Source organism: Pseudarthrobacter sp. As-47 (assembly GCF_058215595.1).
Window position 1 is genome coordinate 3,533,302 of sequence record NZ_CM177088.1, and the last position, 15,841, is coordinate 3,549,142.

At 67.3% G+C, this 15,841-nt stretch carries 15 protein-coding genes; 2 read left to right on the forward strand and 13 right to left on the reverse strand.

Annotation, left to right across the window (positions count from 1 at the left end):
• Positions 1-17 precede the first annotated feature (17 nt).
• On the reverse strand, positions 18-722 hold the full coding sequence (locus AC4BCK_RS16415; protein ID WP_174177871.1) for a redox-sensing transcriptional repressor Rex: 705 nt from the start codon (positions 720-722) through the stop codon (positions 18-20).
• A gap of 118 nt (positions 723-840) precedes the next feature.
• The gene (locus AC4BCK_RS16420; protein WP_174177869.1) at positions 841-1,095 is read right to left on the reverse strand and encodes a glutaredoxin family protein; all 255 of its coding nucleotides are present in this window, start codon (positions 1,093-1,095) and stop codon (positions 841-843) included.
• A gap of 99 nt (positions 1,096-1,194) precedes the next feature.
• Here AC4BCK_RS16420 and AC4BCK_RS16425 point away from each other — a divergent pair, with 99 nt between their 5' ends.
• The gene (locus AC4BCK_RS16425; RefSeq protein WP_066278758.1) at positions 1,195-2,013 is read left to right on the forward strand and encodes an HAD family hydrolase; all 819 of its coding nucleotides are present in this window, start codon (positions 1,195-1,197) and stop codon (positions 2,011-2,013) included.
• A gap of 124 nt (positions 2,014-2,137) precedes the next feature.
• On the opposite strand, the gene AC4BCK_RS16430 is transcribed toward AC4BCK_RS16425, so the two are convergent.
• The 10 genes from AC4BCK_RS16430 to AC4BCK_RS16475 all read right to left on the reverse strand — a co-directional run bounded on the left by AC4BCK_RS16430 (position 2,138) and on the right by AC4BCK_RS16475 (position 14,249).
• Entirely contained in the window at positions 2,138-2,236 is a 99-nt protein-coding gene (locus tag AC4BCK_RS16430) for a 30S ribosomal protein bS22 (protein ID WP_003792170.1), read from the reverse strand.
• Between the two features lie 149 nt (positions 2,237-2,385).
• A complete protein-coding gene (locus AC4BCK_RS16435; RefSeq protein ID WP_174177867.1) occupies positions 2,386-2,598 on the reverse strand; it encodes a helix-turn-helix domain-containing protein in 213 nt (70 codons plus the stop codon).
• A gap of 143 nt (positions 2,599-2,741) precedes the next feature.
• Positions 2,742-3,887, reverse strand: a complete 1,146-nt coding sequence (locus AC4BCK_RS16440) for a 3-deoxy-7-phosphoheptulonate synthase (RefSeq protein ID WP_251425373.1) — start codon at positions 3,885-3,887, stop codon at positions 2,742-2,744.
• Positions 3,888-4,102: 215 nt separating this feature from the next.
• The gene (locus AC4BCK_RS16445; RefSeq protein ID WP_363959402.1) at positions 4,103-5,431 is read right to left on the reverse strand and encodes a glycoside-pentoside-hexuronide (GPH):cation symporter; all 1,329 of its coding nucleotides are present in this window, start codon (positions 5,429-5,431) and stop codon (positions 4,103-4,105) included.
• A 54-nt stretch (positions 5,432-5,485) separates the two neighbouring features.
• Entirely contained in the window at positions 5,486-6,505 is a 1,020-nt protein-coding gene (locus AC4BCK_RS16450) for an acetylxylan esterase (protein ID WP_366278262.1), read from the reverse strand.
• A 3-nt stretch (positions 6,506-6,508) separates the two neighbouring features.
• Entirely contained in the window at positions 6,509-9,082 is a 2,574-nt protein-coding gene (locus AC4BCK_RS16455) for a glycosyl hydrolase family 95 catalytic domain-containing protein (protein WP_490566203.1), read from the reverse strand.
• 62 nt (positions 9,083-9,144) lie between these two features.
• Positions 9,145-10,629 carry a rhamnulokinase gene (locus tag AC4BCK_RS16460; protein ID WP_490566204.1) on the reverse strand — a complete coding sequence of 495 codons (1,485 nt, stop codon included), beginning with the start codon at positions 10,627-10,629 and terminating at the stop codon, positions 9,145-9,147.
• The gene (locus AC4BCK_RS16465; protein WP_490566205.1) at positions 10,626-12,662 is read right to left on the reverse strand and encodes a bifunctional aldolase/short-chain dehydrogenase; all 2,037 of its coding nucleotides are present in this window, start codon (positions 12,660-12,662) and stop codon (positions 10,626-10,628) included. Before AC4BCK_RS16465 ends, AC4BCK_RS16460 begins: the two co-directional genes overlap by 4 nt.
• Positions 12,663-12,668: 6 nt before the next feature.
• Entirely contained in the window at positions 12,669-13,835 is a 1,167-nt protein-coding gene (gene rhaI / locus AC4BCK_RS16470) for an L-rhamnose isomerase (RefSeq protein ID WP_490566206.1), read from the reverse strand.
• A gap of 66 nt (positions 13,836-13,901) precedes the next feature.
• A complete protein-coding gene (locus tag AC4BCK_RS16475) occupies positions 13,902-14,249 on the reverse strand; it encodes an L-rhamnose mutarotase (RefSeq protein WP_174177853.1) in 348 nt (115 codons plus the stop codon).
• 149 nt (positions 14,250-14,398) lie between these two features.
• Here AC4BCK_RS16475 and AC4BCK_RS16480 point away from each other — a divergent pair, with 149 nt between their 5' ends.
• Positions 14,399-15,412 carry a LacI family DNA-binding transcriptional regulator gene (locus AC4BCK_RS16480; protein ID WP_174177851.1) on the forward strand — a complete coding sequence of 338 codons (1,014 nt, stop codon included), beginning with the start codon at positions 14,399-14,401 and terminating at the stop codon, positions 15,410-15,412.
• Here the strand turns inward: AC4BCK_RS16480 and AC4BCK_RS16485 are convergent.
• On the reverse strand, positions 15,409-15,783 hold the full coding sequence (locus tag AC4BCK_RS16485) for a DUF7793 family protein (RefSeq protein ID WP_174177849.1): 375 nt from the start codon (positions 15,781-15,783) through the stop codon (positions 15,409-15,411). The two genes, AC4BCK_RS16480 and AC4BCK_RS16485, sit on opposite strands and share 4 nt — an antisense overlap.
• Between the last annotated feature and the right edge of the window lie 58 nt (positions 15,784-15,841).

Here is a 15,841-nt window from a genome sequence, read left to right on the forward strand (position 1 = left end):
AGCACCGCTGACGGAGACTAGGCGGTCTGCCCCGGGGCCTGCGCCCGTTGTGCGTGATAGGCCAGGATCTGCAGCTCGGTTGCCATGTCCACCTTGCGGAGGTTAACGCCCTCCGGCACCTGGAGCATGATGGGGGCGAAACTCAGGACGCTGCGGACCCCGGCCGCCACCACGCGGTCGCAGATGCCCTGGGCCACGGAAGCGGGCAACGCAAGGACCACCATGTTGGCCCCGGTGCGGTGCAGCACGGTTTCCAGGTCCGCCACGTCGCTGACGCGCAGCCAGCCGACCTCGTTGCCCACCACCATCTGGTCCGCGTCAAAGATGGCCACGACGTCGAAACCCCGGGATTCGAAGCCGCCGTACCGTGCAAGGGCCTTGCCCAGGTTGCCGGCACCGACGATGGCAACTTTCCAGTCGTGGGTGAGTCCCAGGGCAGCGGCGATGTGCCGGCTGAGGTACTGGACCTCGTAGCCCACACCGCGGGTGCCGTAGGAGCCCACGTGGGAGAGGTCCTTGCGGAGCGTAGCGGAGCTGACGCCGGAGGCCTCGGCAAGGGATTCGGAGGAGACCCGCTCCACGCCCTCGGCCAGGAGGGTATTGAGGGCACGCAGGTAGAGGGTCAGCCGGGCCACTGCAGCGGGCGGAATCTGTTTGGCTGCCGTGCCCGCAGCTCCCGGCAGGTCCGGGACAGCCTGGGGGGTTGAATCCAGCGAAGCCACCAGCCCCTCCCTCGCATCGCGTTGTGACTCCACTCTAGGGCCCAACCGGCAATGCCATCAAAGCAGGTGCCGCCGATGCAGGGGACACTGAAGACCTCTCCACCACGGTACTGCTCCCCTACTGTGCCAGGGCCCGCTGGAGCACGCGTGCCAGCCGGGCTTCGTCGATTTTCCAAAAATCGCGCTGCACGCCATCCACCAGCACCACCGGGATTTCTTCCGCGTAGCGCTCACGGAGTTCCGGCTGGTTGTCCACCAACTCCTCGCTCCACCCAAGTCCCAACGAGGCTGTAACCCTGCTGACGGCGTCGCGCGCGTCTTCGCAGAGGTGGCAGTCTGCCTTGGTGATCAGGACAACGCGGGGTGAGGCCATGCGTTAACCGTAGACCCGTTCCCCCGGGTCCGGCGACGCCGGGCAAGGGGGAACAAGGCTAAACGGGGATTGAACAGCGGATTGACTAGACTCGACTGCATGCCCGAGGAGAAGTACGTCGCCGTAGTCACCAAACCGGTTGCTGCGCCGCAACCGGGCGAGGCGGCGTTCTTCGATGTGGACAACACCCTGATGCGCGGTGCCAGCCTCTTCCACGTTGCCCGCAAGATGCACCAGCGCGGGGCGTTCACCATGGCCCAGGCGGCCGGGTTCGCGTGGAAGCAGTTCAAGTTCGTGGCCCGCGGCGAAAACATGGACGATGTCCACGCCGTCCGCGACTCCGCACTGACGCTGGCGGCCGGCATCACGGTTGATGACATCAAGGCGCTCGGCGAAGAGGTCTACGACGAGATGATCGCCTCCCGCATCTGGCCGGGCGCCAAAGCGCTGGCGGAGCAGCACCTGCGCGTGGGCCGCCGGGTGTGGCTGGTGACCGCCACCCCCATCGAAGTGGCCACGGTGATCTCTACCCGGCTGGGACTGACCGGGGCGCTGGGGACGGTGGGGGAAATTTCCGAGGGCATGTACACCGGCCGCCTGGTGGGTGACATCCTGCACGGCTCGGCCAAGGCTGTGGCCGTCCAGGCCATTGCGGACGCCGAGGAGCTGGACCTCAAGCGCTGCTGGGCGTACAGCGACTCCTATAACGACATTCCGCTGCTGACCCTTGTGGGCCATCCGGTGGCCATCAACCCGGATGCCCGCCTGCGCCGGCACGCCCGCGACAACAACTGGCCGGTCTACGATTTCCGGTCAGGCCGGCGCGCGGCCACGTTCGGCCTCAAAGCCGCGACGGCCGGCGGCGCCGTCTACGGGCTCTGGAAGGGATTTGCCCGCATCCGGGGCCCGCGCATCTAGGTCGCAGCAGATGTCCTTATGAGCCTTGTTAACGACATGTGCTGCTACCTGGTTGGGGACAGCACAAGAAAATGCCCGCCGCCTCGGAAGGCGACGGGCATTTCCTGCGCTGTTCGAAGTATCTCTACTTCTTGTTGCGGCGCTGGTGACGGGTCTTGCGAAGCAGCTTGCGGTGCTTCTTCTTGGCCATACGCTTGCGACGCTTCTTAATAACTGAACCCACGTAAGTTCCTTACAAACTAGATGCAGTACCTGTCTGATGGAAATTGTTCGTGGACAGAGCTACGAACTGAACAACTGACAGATTCTTACAATGACGTAAAACGTTCCTTAACAGGGTACCGCTTCCGGAAGGCGGCTACGGACAGCTGCTCAGGCTGTCTCGGAGTGGCCGTCCACCACAGCACCTTTGAGGTACTGCTCAACGGCCTGTTCCGGAACCCGGTAGGAGCGGCCGAAGCGCACTGCCGGCATTTCGCCGGAGTGCACCAGCCGGTACACGGTCATTTTGGAGACGCGCATGACCTGGGCTACTTCAGCCACGGTCAGGAACTTCGCGTTGGAGAAGTTCTGTTCTGCCGACATTTCCCTATTTTCCTTTGCTGACGGATGGACAACAGTGACCCCAGGTACGTGCCAATGCGGTGTTCCGATGCTGAGCCATCCACCAACCACCTATCTAGATACTCTAGATGTTCGTGTGGCAGAAGTGAAAGTAGTAAATCCCCCTATTTCGCCTCCCGGCGCTTGCGCGCGGATGCCGCCAGTTGGTCCAGGACGGAGACCGAAACGTCCCATTCCATGCAGGCATCGGTGACGCTCTGCCCGTACACGAGCTCAGCGCGTCCGGCCGCGTGCTCGGCAACATCCAGGTTCTGCGCACCGCCCACCAGGAAGCTTTCCAGCATGACGCCGGCAATCGCCTGGGCCGACGTGCCGCCGTCCTCGAGCTGCGCGCCGATCTCCAGCGCCACCTCGGCCTGCCGGTGGTGGCTCTTGCCGCTGTTGGCATGGCTGGCATCCACAATGAGCCGCGGGTTCAGCTGCTTGCCTGCCAGCTTGGCTGACGCCGCCCCGACGTCGGCGGCGGAGTAGTTGGGTCCCTTGCGTCCGCCGCGGAGGATGACATGGGTGTCCGGGTTCCCGGCAGTGGACACCAGCGCCGCCCGGCCGTCACCGTCAATGCCCAGGAACGCCTGGGCCGCGGCCGCCGCACCGCAGGCGTCGATGGCCACCTGGAGGTCGCCGTCGGTCCCGTTCTTGAAGCCGATGGGCATGGACAGCCCGGACGCGAGCTGCCGGTGGATCTGGCTTTCGGTGGTGCGCGCCCCGATGGCGCCCCAGGAGATCAGGTCCGCCATGTACTGCGGGCTGATGGGTTCGAGGAACTCCGTTGCCGTGGGGAGGCCCAGGGCGGTGACCTGCTGCAGGAAGTGCCGGGCGGTGCGGAGGCCGGTCACCATGTCGTGGCTGCCGTCCAGGCGGGGATCGTTGATGAGGCCCTTCCAGCCCACGGTGGTGCGGGGCTTTTCGAAGTAGGTGCGCATCACGATCAGCAGGTCTTCCCTGTGCTTCTCGGCCTGGCTCACCAGCCGGCGTGCGTACTCCAGGCCCGCCTTGGGGTCGTGGATGGAGCAGGGCCCAACGATCACCAGCAGGCGGTCGTCCACGCCGTCCATGATGGCCCGGACTTCATCGCGGCCGCGTTCGACGACGTCCGCCACCCGGGCGTCCAGCGGCAGTTCCGCGATGAGTTCCTGCGGGGTGGGCAGCGCCGTGAATTCGCTGACGCGCAGGTTCGACGTGGACCTGGCCGCGGATTCCGTTGCGGAAATGCCGGCGGTTGTGGTTGCGGGGGCTGTTGCGGTGCTCATGTTCGGGTCCTGTTCCAGATGGGAAGCGGGCCCGGATCAGAACCCGCCGGAGAAACGGCGAAGGGCAGAGAATCATCTCTGCCCTGTTGGCTCTGAAGGAAAGTTGGTTGCGTGTCAGTTAGACGCGGGCCCCTCCAGAGCCAACGAAAAATACGCATACCAACGGTTAGTCATGCCATGAACCATAACCACAGCTTCCGCGGATGGCAAAACGGTTACGTTGCATCACGCGACAGGCTTGCCACCAGCTCGGCGTGCTTCCGGTCCGTGAGGCGGTACCAGTACATGATGCCCACGGCCGCCAGGACCAGGACTCCGGGCAGCAGTCCCGCCGCGGCCCGGATGGCCAGTGTTGCGGATTGCGGCTGTTCTGCCACGCCCGAGGCGTAGCCGCCCCAGGCCAGGGAAAAGGCCACAACGCCGGCACCAAAGCCCATGCCCAGCTTCCTGGTGGCGGCCAGGAGGGCGTAGTTGATGCCCTGCACCCGGACTCCGGTCTTCCACTCGCCGTACTCCACGGTGTCCGCGATCAGCGCCCACGTGACAATGCTGACCGACGCGGAGGCAAGCAGCCCCAGCACCAGGCCAGCCACGCCCAGCAGGGGCGCCTCCACGGGCGCCAGGAAAACCAGCAGGCCCCCAACGGCACCGAGGCCGGCGCCGGCGCAGTAGACGGCACGTTTGCCCCAGCGCGCCACCGGACGCGGAATGAGCACCGCCAACGTGAGCGTGATGGCCACCTGCGCGGCGGCCATCAGGGGAAACAGGTCCACCCGGGACAGGACATCGCGGAGGTAGTAGAACTGGGATGCTCCCGTGGCGGATGTTCCGGTGACAAAAAGCACCGAGCTGACGCAGAGGACCACCAGCGGCGAATTTGCCTTGAGGGCCGCCATGCTCTGGCTGAGGGTGATCCTGGGGACGCTGCCGGGAACCTGCTCGGCGCAGGCGGCACCGGTGAAGGCGTACAGGGCCGAGCCCACAACCGCGAAGGTGATGGTCAGCCAGGTGAAGACCTGCTGCATGTCCTGCCCGGCCCCCAGGAGCGGGGCAATGAAGAAGCCGAGCGTGGCGCCAACGGACAGCCCGCCGAGGGTCCGGGCGCCGCCCAGCCGGGCGCGCTGCCGGGCGTCCTGCGTCATGGCCCCCACCAGGCAGCCGTAGGGAACATTGACCATGCTGTAGGCGACACACACCAGGCCGTACGTGCAGTAGGCGTAGAGCAGCTTAAGGGACGGTTCGACGTCCGGAACATGGAACACCGCCACGCTCAGCAGGAGCGGGATGAAACCGAACATCAGGAAGGGCCGGAACTTCCCCCAGCGCCTGCTGTGGACGCGGTCCACGATGCGCCCCGCGGCGATGTCCGTGAAGGCGTTAAAGACCCGCAGGAGAAGCAGCAGGGTTCCTGCGGCGGCCGCCCCGATCCCGGCAACATCCGTGTAGTAGACGAGCAGGAACATGTTCCCGGTGCTGATGATCATGCTGTTGGCGGCGTCACCGGCGCCGTAGGCAAAGACGCTGAGCCTGCTGAGTTTCTTCATTGCTTCCTGTTCCAACGGGCAGAGAAACCGTTTTCTCACCCCGGCAGAAGCAACTTACCCCAAAATCTTGCGCAGAAACAGCAGCTGGCGGATCCAGTGGTGTTCCTGGCCGCCCTCGTGGTTGTTGAACCGGTACACCTCAATCTCCTTCCCGGCGCCGGTTCCGGAGGAGCCTGCCGTTCCGGAGCCATAGGCGTTGAAACTTGCGAACACCGTGGACGGCGGGCAGATGTCGTCCATCTGGGCGGCTGAATACAGCGCAGGGGCTGTTGCCCACCGGGCCAGGTTGACGCCGTCGAAATAGCGCAGAACGGCGAGCGCGGAGTCGTACCGGTCCCGGTGCCGGGCCAGGAACTGGGCGATCTCGGGGTACGGGCCGCGGGGTGTGATGTCGATGGCCCGGGGGAAGTCCTGCAGGAACGGGACATCGGGCAGCGCGGCGATGACGCCGTCGAGCCTTCCGGCGGCCAGGCCCGCGGTGGCCACCACAATGCCGCCGCCCTGGCTGACGCCGGCCAGCACCACCCTGGAGGGGTCGACGGCGGGGTGGGACTGGGCGGCTTCCACGGCCCGGAAGGCGTCCACGTACACACGGCGGTAGTAGTAGTCCTCGCGGTTTCCGATGCCCCGGGTCATGAGTCCGGCGTGGGCGACGTCCCCGGCGGAGGGGTGCGGGTCCGGCGTGTCGCCCAGGGTGCCGCCGTAGCCCTGGCCGCGGGTGTCCATGATGAAGTGCGCGTAGCCGGCCTGGGCCCAGCGGGTGTCCTGGTTGACCAGGCCGCGGCCGCCGGAGTAGCCAACGTACTGGACCACCACCGGCAGCGACGCCCCGGGTTCCCTGAGCGCCGGGAGGTGGAGCCAGCCCCGGACCGGAGCGCCGCCGTAGCCCGCGAAGGTGACGTCGAAGGTGTCGATGACGGAAAGGTAGTTTTCCACCGGCTCAAAACTGGCGTCCAGCGGGAAGGCCCGGGCTTCCCTGATGGTGGCGTCCCAGAAGTGGCCCAGGTCCTCCGGGGGCGTCACGTCCGAGGAGTAGGCGCGGAGCTGCGCAAGGGGAAGGTCGAAGAGCGGCATGGGTCATCCAATCCTGTCAGTAGGGGCGCTGCGAGGGGCGCTGTAGGTGAGAACTGCGGGTATTCCTGGCTCAAGGTGCGCTTCCCCGGTGCCCGGTCCATAACGGACCAGCACCTTGACCGGCTTCCGCGCGGCCAGGGTTGCCCGCACCAGCCGCCCGTCCTGCCAGTCCAGGTCCACGTCCACCCCGGGCCGGGCACGGAGCCGCCGGGCGCGGCCGGCGGGCAGCTCGGAGGGGAGGGCGGGGAGCAGCTCTATTTCGTGGAGCCCGCCCACGGTCCGGTGGCTCTGGACCAGGCACTCGGCCAGGGCGGCCACGTACCCGAGGTTGCCGTCGATCTGGAACGGCGGGTGGGCGCCGAAAAGGTTGGGATACAGGCCTCCGCTTTGGCCTCCGCGGGGCGTCTGCATGTCCCGGAAGTAGAGCCGCAGGAGGTCGCTGACTTTTCCGGCCTGGCGGAGCCGTGCGCGCAGCAGGATCTTCCAAGCCAGCGACCAGCCGGTGGCTTCGTCGCCCCGGCCGTCCAGGCTGGCCCGAACCGCCGCTTCGAGCCCGGGGGTGAGCGGCGTGTCCCCGGGATAGGCGAGGTAGAGGTGGCTGACGTGCCGGTGCCCGGGTTCCCATTCCTCCGGATCGTCAAGCCACTCCCGGAGCTTTCCGCCGCGTCCCGGTGCCGGTGCGGGAAGCCGGGGCAGGGCACTGCGTGCGGCGGAGGCCACGGGGTCATCTTCCAGGCCAAGGCGGCGGGCCAGGGTGTCCAGCATCCGGAAAACATCGCCGATGAGGGTCAGGTCCATGGTGGCGGATTGGGCGGCGGATCCCTGCACCCGGGTGCCGGTGGACGGGTCTGCCGCCGCAAACGTGTTCTCCGGGGACGTGGACGGGCTGGTTCCCAGCGAGCCGTCCGGGAAATTAACCAGCAGGTCCAGGGCGAATTCAGCGGCACCGCGGATGGCCGGCCAGGCTGTGTCCCGGGCAAAGCTGTCCGGGGCGAAAGTGTCCGCGTCCGCGGAACTGTCCGTGCTGCCAAACTGCAGATGCTCCCACAGGTGCCGCACCAGCCAGGTGCCTGCCATGGGCCAGTACGCCCACTCCGGCGAATGCGCCCCGTGCCCCACCGGTTTTGCGTAGGCCCACAGATCCGAGTTGTGGTGCACGGCCCAGCCGCGGGCGCCGTAATACTCCCGGGCCACCGCGGACCCGGTCCCCTGCATCGCCTCGATGAGGGCAAAGAGCGGTTCCGCGCACTCGGCCAGGCCGGTGGGTTCGGCGCCCCAGTAGTTCATCTGCAGGTTGATGTTGGTGGTGTAGTTGGAGCTCCAGGGGGCCGGCAGTTCGGCGTTCCAGATGCCCTGGAGGTTGGCCGGCACTCCGCGCCAGGCCGTCCCCTGCCGGGACCCCGCAGGGGCGGACCGCGAGCTGGAGATCAGCAGGTACCGCCCGTAGTTGAAGAGCAGCGCCGCCAGGCCGGGATCGGCCGCCAGCGGGCCGCCAGGGTGGGCGTTGGCCGCCAGCAGCCGCCGGCCCGTATCTTCGCTTTCCCGCACCGGAACATCGAATTCCACCCGCGCGGCCCCGTAGAGCCTGGAGTGGCTCTCCCCGTGCCGGCCAAGCAGGACTTCCCGTCCGGAGGCCCGGGCCTGGTCCACCACGGTACGGGCGGCGGCCGCGGCAGTGGAGGCGGTGCCCCGCGGCTGGCGGGCCAGCCCCGCGAAGGTGGTGTCGGTGGCGAGGTAGATGTCGGCGCGCCGGACGCCGGTGGCGGCCAGGCCGTCGTCGTGCGCTGATGCCTGCCTGGCGGGGCCGGCTGGTCCCTGCACGGGCCGGCCGTCATGCTCCCAGGTGGCCGCCACTGCCCCCTGCATGCTGAGGGAATCGTCCTCCGAGTACTCCACCACGCCGCCGTCGTGCGCCGGGGCTGCGTCGGAGGGCATTTTCAGTTCGAGGGACAGCCTCCCGTCCCCGCCGGAGCGGCGGAGGATACGCAGCGGGGAATCCAGTCGCAACGCAAGGTCGAGGCCCTGCGGCGCGTCGGTCCGCAGCGAGACCACCAGCACTGACGGATCGTGGCTGATGAACGCTTCCACCCGGACGGCGTGGCCGTCCAGGCGGTACGTGTTGGTATTGAGGGCGCGGGAAAGGTCCAGGCCGCGGTGATAGTCCGACGACGGCTGTGCGGGAGCGCCGCCGCCTCCCTTTTCCCCTGCTGCCGGGTTTGCTGCGGTGGCTGCCGCGGTGAGGTAGAGGTCGGCGAACGGGAGGTACGCCTGGGAGTGCCGGTGCTGCAGGCCTTTCAGGGTTACCGTGGCGCCGGCGAAGTCGCCGGAACCGATCAGGCGGCGGCTTTCGTTGAGGATCCGGTCCGCCACCTCCCGGCTGAAGACGGGCTCCCGGTCCTGGCTGCGCGGTGACCCGGACCAGGCGGACGAGTCGTTGAGCTGGAACCGGTGTTCCACCTCCGCGCCCGCCTGGCTGCCGCCGAACACCATGGCGCCCAGCCGGCCGTTTCCCAGGGGAAGGGCCTCCAGCCACCGGGCAGCAGGCGCATCGTAGGCAAGGACGTGTTCTGGGGGCATGGGTTCAGATCCTAGGGCCGGCCGGGGAACAAGGGAAGGTCAGGCCACACGGTGAACAGCAGCTACAGCCGCGAGAGTTCCGGAACGAACACCTGCAGGTGGTGGCTGTGCACCACCAGGGCACGGAGATCGGCCAGCTCCCCGGAGACTGCCCCCGCGGCGCGCGCCTGCACCAGGACGTTGCCCAGCGCCGTTGCTTCCACGGGCCCGGCCACCACTTTCTTCCCGGTGACGTCCGCCGTGAGTTGGCAGAGCAGCCTGTTCTGGGAGCCGCCGCCCACTATGTGCACCACGTCCACGGTCCGGCCGGCCAGGCGTTCGGCGTCCCGGAGGGTGCGGGCGTAGCCGGCGGCCAGGCTGTCCATGATGCAGCGGGTGATGGCGGCGGGATCGTCCGGCAGTACCTCTCCGGTGCGCCGGACGGCGGCCCGGATACGCCCGGGCATGTTGTCCGGGGCGATGAAGTAGGGATCGTCCGGGTTGACCTGCGGCCCTCCCGGCGGCAGCGCGGCCGCCGCGGTGAGCAGCGCCGTCAGTTCCGGCCGGAACCCCTCCTGCGCCCAGGTCCGCTGGCATTCGCTGAGGAGCCAGAGCCCGCCCATGTTGCGGAGGTAGCGGATGGTGCCGTCCACGCCGCGTTCATTGGTGAAGTTCGCTTCGCGGCTGGCCTCGGTGAGGACCGGGTGCTTCAGTTCCAGCCCCACGAGCGACCAGGTGCCGGAGGAGATGTACGCGAAGTGCTCCCCGCCGTTGTCCGCTTCCGCCGGGACGGCCGCCACCGCCGAGGCGGTGTCGTGCGAGCCCACGGCCACCACCCGGGTGTCCGGCGGCAGGCCCACCTGCGCGGCGATGCCCGGCAGGAGGGTGCCCACGGCCTCGCCGGGCTGGATCAGCGGCGGGAACAGGTCCTTCCGCAGGCCCAGGGCGGTGAGGAACTCGGTGGCCCACTCCCCCGCCACGGCGTCGAACAGGCCCGTGGTGGAGGCGTTCGTGGCCTCCGTCCGCCGGACGCCGGTGAGCAGGAACGCGATCAGGTCCGGGATCAGGAGTGCCTGCACCCCGTCCAGGTTCTTCTCGCTGGCGAGCTGGTAGATGGTGTTGAACTGCAGGAACTGCAGCCCCGTGGTCCCGTAGAGGCGCGCGGGGTCCAGTTTCCGGTGCACGGGTTCGACGGCGGTGCGGCTGCGGTCATCGCGGTAGCTGAAGGGCTGGGCAACCAGCTCCCCGGATTTGTTGACCAAACCGTAGTCCACCGCCCAGGTGTCGATGCCGATGCTGGCCACCTGTTCCCCTTGCGCGGCGGCCACGGTGGCCGCCGCCGCCAGGCCCGTGAGCACCTCGGCGAAGAGGGCGTCGAAGTCCCAGCGGAGGCCGCCGTCGATCTCCACCACGCCGTTGGGGAAGCGGTGGACCACTTCCAGCTCCACGCTCCTGCCTGAGCTGACGCGGCCGAGGATCACGCGGCCTGAAGAGGCGCCAATGTCCACCGCGGCGAACACGCCGGGGGCGGAACGCGCGCCGTCGGCGCCCTGAACCTGCCCGCTCATCGCAGGAAGGCTGCGGCTACTCCGGCGTCCACGGGGATGTGCAGGCCGGTGGTGTGGGACAGTTCGTTGCCGGTGAGGACGGCGGCGGCGTTGGCCACGTGCTCGGGCAGGACTTCGCGCTTGAGCAGGGTGCGCTGGGCGTAGTACTCGCCCAGCTTTTCCTCGTCCACGCCGTACACGGCGGCGCGCTTGGCGCCCCAGCCGCCGGCGAAGATGCCGGAGCCGCGGACCACGCCGTCGGGGTTGATGCCGTTGACGCGGATGCCGTGCTCGCCCAGTTCAGCGGCGAGCAGGCGGACCTGGTGGGCCTGGTCCGCCTTGGTGGCGGAGTAGGCGATGTTGTTCGGGCCGGCGAACACGGAGTTCTTGGAAGAGATGTAGATGATGTCCCCGCCCAGGCCCTGGGCGATCATCACCTTGGCCGCGGCCTTGGCCACCAGGAACGAGCCCTTGGCCATGACGTTGTGCTGCAGGTCCCAGTCCTTTTCGGTGGTTTCCAGCAGCGGCTTGGAGATGGACAGGCCGGCATTGTTGACCACCAGGTCCACGCCGCCAAAGGCCAGCACGGCGGCGTCGATCACTGCCGCAACCTGGGCCTCGTCCGTGACGTCCGCCTGCACACCGACGGCAACATCGGGTCCGCCGAGTTCTTCGGCGACCTTTTCGGCGTTCTCCAGGTTCAGGTCCGCGATGACCACGCACGCGCCTTCCGCGGCGAGGCGCGTGGCGATGGCCTTGCCGATGCCCGACGCCGCACCGGTCACCAGGGCGATGCGGGTGGCGTGGGACTTCGGCTTGGGCATGCGGGCGAGCTTGGCTTCCTCCAGCGCCCAGTACTCGATCCGGAACTTCTCGGATTCCTCGATCGGGGCATACGTGGAGATGGCTTCGGCGCCGCGCATCACGTTGATGGCGTTGATGTAGAACTCACCGGCAACCCGGGCGGTCTGCTTGTTCGCCCCGTACGAGAACATGCCGACGCCGGGGACCAGCACAATGGCCGGGTCCGCGCCGCGCAGCGCCGGGCTGTCCGCATCCGCATGGCGGCTGTAGTAGGCCTGGTAGTCCTCGCGGTAGTCCGCGTGCAGCTCATGCAGCCGCGCGATCGAGTCCTCCACCGAGGCGTCGGCGGGCAGGTCCAGGATCAGCGGCTTGACCTTGGTGCGCAGGAAGTGGTCGGGGCAGGAGGTGCCCAGCGCGCCCAGGCGCGGGTGCCCGGCGGCTTCCAGGAAGTCCAGGACGACGGCGTCATCGCTGAAGTGCCCCAGCTGCGGCTTGTCCGTGGAGGCCAGGCCGCGGATCACCGGTGCCAGGGCAGCGGCCTTGGCACGCCGTTCTGTTTCGGGCAGGGCGCCGTAGCCAGGCAGCTTCGGTCCGAAAGGCTCGGCCTTGCCGTTGTCCCGGATGTACTTCTCCGCCTGGTCGATGATCCACAGGGAGTTCTGCTCGGCCTCTTCGGATGTGGCGCCCCAGGCGGTGATGCCGTGTCCGCCCAGGATGGTCCCGATGGCCTGCGGGTTTGCGTCCTTGATCGCGGCGATGTCCAGGCCCAGCTGGAACCCGGGCCGGCGCCAGGGCACCCATACCACCTTGTTGCCGAAGATCTTGGTGGTCAGCGCCTCGCCGTCCGCCGCCGTCGCAATGGCGATGCCCGAGTCCGGGTGCAGGTGGTCCACGTGCGCCGCATCCACCAGGCCATGCATGGCAGTGTCGATCGACGGGGCGGCGCCGCCCTTGCCGTGCAGGCAGTAATCGAACGCGGCCACCATTTCGTCTTCACGCTCAACGCCGGGGTAGACGTTCTTCAACGCGTTCAGCCGGTCCAGGCGCAGCACGGCCAGGTTTTCGGCCTTCAGCGTGCCCAGGTCCCCGCCGGAGCCCTTCACCCACAGCAGCTGGACGTCCTCGCCCGTGACCGGGTCCTTCTCCGTGCCCTTGGCCGAGGTGTTGCCGCCGGCAAAGTTGGTGTTCCGCTTGTCCGCACCCAGGCGGTTGGAACGGGAAATCAGGTCTTCAACAGTGGTATTCGTCATGACTTTTCAGGCGCCCCATCCGGCTTGCTGGCCGCCCACGCGGTCCTCGTTGATCTTCTTCTGGTAGCCGCTGGCCTTGAACGCGGCCAGCGGGTCCGCGGGCAGTCCGCGGGATTCACGCCACTCGGCCAGGACCGGCCGGACGTCGGTGTAGAACGCATCATTGAAAATACCGTTGGCGGCCAGCACGTCCCCGGAGCGCTGGGCCTCGGCCAGGGCAGCGGTATCCACCAGCAGGGCCCGGGCCGTCATTTCCTGGACGTTCAGCACGGAACGGATCTGGCCCGGGATCTTCTCCTCCAGGTTGTGGCACTGGTCCAGCATCAGGGCCACGCCCGAATCCTTGCCAAACCCGCCGCCGCGGATCACCTCATGCATGATGCGGAACAGCTGGAACGGATCCGCCGCGCCCACAATCAGGTCATCGTCCGCATAGAAGCGGGAGTTGAAATCGAACGAGCCCAGCTTGCCCAGGCGCAGCAGCTGCATCACGATGAACTCGATGTTGGTGCCCGGCGCGTGGTGGCCGGTGTCCAGGCAGACAAACGCCTTCTCGCCCAGCGCGAGGGTCTGGGCATAGGACGTGCCCCAGTCCGGAACATCGGTGTGGTAGAAAGCCGGCTCGAAGAACTTGTACTCAAGCACCAGCCGCTGCTCATCGCCCAGCGCCGCGTAGATCTCCTGCAGGGACTCGGCCAGGCGGTCCTGGCGGCCGCGGATGTCATCCTGGCCCGGGTAGTTGGTGCCGTCAGCCAGCCAGATCTTCAGGTCCTTGGACCCCGTGGCGTGCATGATGTCGATGCATTCCAGGTGGTGGTCGATCGCCCGGCGCCGCACCGCCCCGTTGGACGAGGTCAGGGAGCCGAACTTGTACTCGTCATCCTGGAAGGTGTTGGAGTTGATCGTGCCCAGGCCCACACCCAAACCTGCCGCGTACTCCTTCAAGGCGGCGTAGTCGTCCACCTTGTCCCACGGGATATGCAGCGCAACGGTAGGAGCCAGGCCAGTCAGTTCATGGACCTTCGCTGCATCCGCAAGTTTCTCCTGCACGGTGCGCGGAGTGCCGGGCGTGCCGAACACCTTGAACCGCGTCCCCGAATTTCCATAGGCCCACGAAGGGACCTCGATGGCAAGCTCCTCGAGCCTGCCCAGCGCCGTTGCTACGTCATTCATGATGGTTCTTTCCGGTGTCGTGATGCTGTGGTCGGTGGTGCGGCCCGCTGCTGGAGCCGGTGTGCGTCAGTTCGCGGTGGACTCGGCCGCCGCCAGTTGGCTGTCAAGGTTGAAGACTTCCTCCAGGACCTGGAACCCTTCATCGGGAGCCTGCCCGGAATTTTCAAAAAGCGTGGCCATTTCCGCCTGCCAGCGGGCGTTGACGTCCGTCAGAGCCATGCGGGCCCGAACCGCGTCGAAGTCGTCGCATTCCAGGTAGCCCACAAGGAGCCCGTCCCCGGAGAGGAACAAGGAGTAGTTGTTCCAGCCGGCGTCCTTGAGTGCGCGGAGCATGTCCGGCCAGACGGCGGCGTGCCGCCTGCGGTATTCGTCGATCATGGCCGGCTGGACCGAGGAGCGGAAACACACCCTCATTTTTGGTTCTCCTGAAATAGCAAATCTTTGAATCGTTTCATTGTTACGATTCAAAGTACTCTTGAAGCTGAGCAGGTGTCAAGCATTCCAGGCCGCGGTCCACAACCCGGCCTCAATGCGTGCCACAAAGAGCAGCAGCACGGAGAATCATGAATCGTTCAGCCAGTATCAAGGACGTCGCCAACCATGCCAGCGTGGCGGTGGGCACGGTGTCCAATGTGCTGAATTACCCGGACAGGGTTTCGCAGCGGACCAAGGACCGCGTGCTGAAGGCCATTGACGAGCTTGGCTTCGTCCGCAACGACGCCGCCCGCCAGCTGCGCGCAGGCCACAGCCGCACCATCGGGCTCATCGTCCTGGACGTGGGCAACCCGTTCTTCACCGCCGTCGTGCGCGCGGCCGAGGACGCCGCCGCACTCCACGGCAGTGCTGTCCTGCTGGGGGACAGCGGCCACGACGCCGCCCGCGAGGCCAACTACATCGATCTCTTCCAGGAACAGCGTGTCCAGGGCCTGCTGATCTCCCCCGTGGGCGATGTAACCGAGCGGCTGGACCTCCTCCGCGAACGTGGCGTGCCCACCGTCCTGGTGGACCGTCAGGCGGACGAGGCAAAGTTCAGTTCCGTGGCGGTGGACGACGACGCCGGCGGGTACCTGGCAGCGCGGCACCTGCTGGACACCGGCCGCCGTCGGCTCGCCTTTGTGGGCGGCCCCACCTCCATCCGGCAGGTGGCCGACCGCCTCCAGGGTGCCCGGCGTGCAGTCAAGGAGGAAGCGGACGCCACGCTGGAGGTGCTCGAGTCCGAGGGGCAGACCGTCCTGGCCGGACGCAGCGTGGGCAACTCGCTGGTGGAGCGGGGCCGTGAAGGGCTGCCGGACGGCATCTTCTGTGCCAACGACCTCCTGGCTTTGGGCGTGATGCAGTCCCTGACTATGACCCACACATTCCGCATTCCGGAGGACGTCGCGCTGATCGGCTATGACGACATCGACTTCGCCGTCTCCGCCGTGGTTCCGCTGTCCTCCATCCGGCAGCCCACGGAGGCATTGGGACGTACCGCCATCCAGCTGCTCGCCGAAGAGGTCGAATCCCGGAATCCGGCGCACCGGTCGGTGGTCTTCACACCGGAACTGGTGGTACGGCAGAGCACAAAAGCCAACTAGTTACCGGCCTGCAGCCACTTCATGGACTCGGTCCGCGAGGTGAAGAACCGGGTGGGACACGGCGGGATATGCACGCCCAGGAAGAAGTTGGCGATGATCCGGTCCACCGGGCTGGCACCCAGCAGCGCAATGCGGTCCGCGGCGCAGGGGATGGAAAACACGGAACGGGCCGCCCGTGTGACGTCCTCGGTGGTGGCCATGTCCACCAGCATGGGATAGGTCCGGCCCCCCGCTATCTCGTTGACGGCCGCCATGGCAGCCTGCGCGTCCTCGAGCTGTATCCGGACCTTGGGCTCCCAGATCAGGTGGATGACGCCGTCGGAACGCAACTCCACCGTCCCCTTGCCGCCGTCGACAACTAAAGGCTCCAAAACTGCTTCCCTCCCCTGGGCAGACCCGCATGACCCTCCTATCATGCCGTAGCTTTAC

Bases quoted from the DNA above. Each gene is read 5' to 3' on its own strand.
- AC4BCK_RS16460 (WP_490566204.1), bottom strand. From the start codon at position 10,629: ATGAGCGGGCAGGTTCAGGGCGCCGACGGCGCGCGTTCCGCCCCCGGC.
- AC4BCK_RS16425 (WP_066278758.1), top strand. From the start codon at position 1,195: ATGCCCGAGGAGAAGTACGTCGCCGTAGTCACCAAACCGGTTGCTGCG.
- AC4BCK_RS16455 (WP_490566203.1), bottom strand. From the start codon at position 9,082: ATGCCCCCAGAACACGTCCTTGCCTACGATGCGCCTGCTGCCCGGTGG.
- AC4BCK_RS16445 (WP_363959402.1), bottom strand. From the start codon at position 5,431: ATGAAGAAACTCAGCAGGCTCAGCGTCTTTGCCTACGGCGCCGGTGAC.
- AC4BCK_RS16465 (WP_490566205.1), bottom strand. From the start codon at position 12,662: ATGACGAATACCACTGTTGAAGACCTGATTTCCCGTTCCAACCGCCTG.
- AC4BCK_RS16475 (WP_174177853.1), bottom strand. From the start codon at position 14,249: ATGAGGGTGTGTTTCCGCTCCTCGGTCCAGCCGGCCATGATCGACGAA.
- AC4BCK_RS16440 (WP_251425373.1), bottom strand. From the start codon at position 3,887: ATGAGCACCGCAACAGCCCCCGCAACCACAACCGCCGGCATTTCCGCA.
- AC4BCK_RS16480 (WP_174177851.1), top strand. From the start codon at position 14,399: ATGAATCGTTCAGCCAGTATCAAGGACGTCGCCAACCATGCCAGCGTG.
- AC4BCK_RS16420 (WP_174177869.1), bottom strand. From the start codon at position 1,095: ATGGCCTCACCCCGCGTTGTCCTGATCACCAAGGCAGACTGCCACCTC.
- rhaI (WP_490566206.1), bottom strand. From the start codon at position 13,835: ATGAATGACGTAGCAACGGCGCTGGGCAGGCTCGAGGAGCTTGCCATC.
- AC4BCK_RS16435 (WP_174177867.1), bottom strand. From the start codon at position 2,598: ATGTCGGCAGAACAGAACTTCTCCAACGCGAAGTTCCTGACCGTGGCT.
- AC4BCK_RS16450 (WP_366278262.1), bottom strand. From the start codon at position 6,505: ATGCCGCTCTTCGACCTTCCCCTTGCGCAGCTCCGCGCCTACTCCTCG.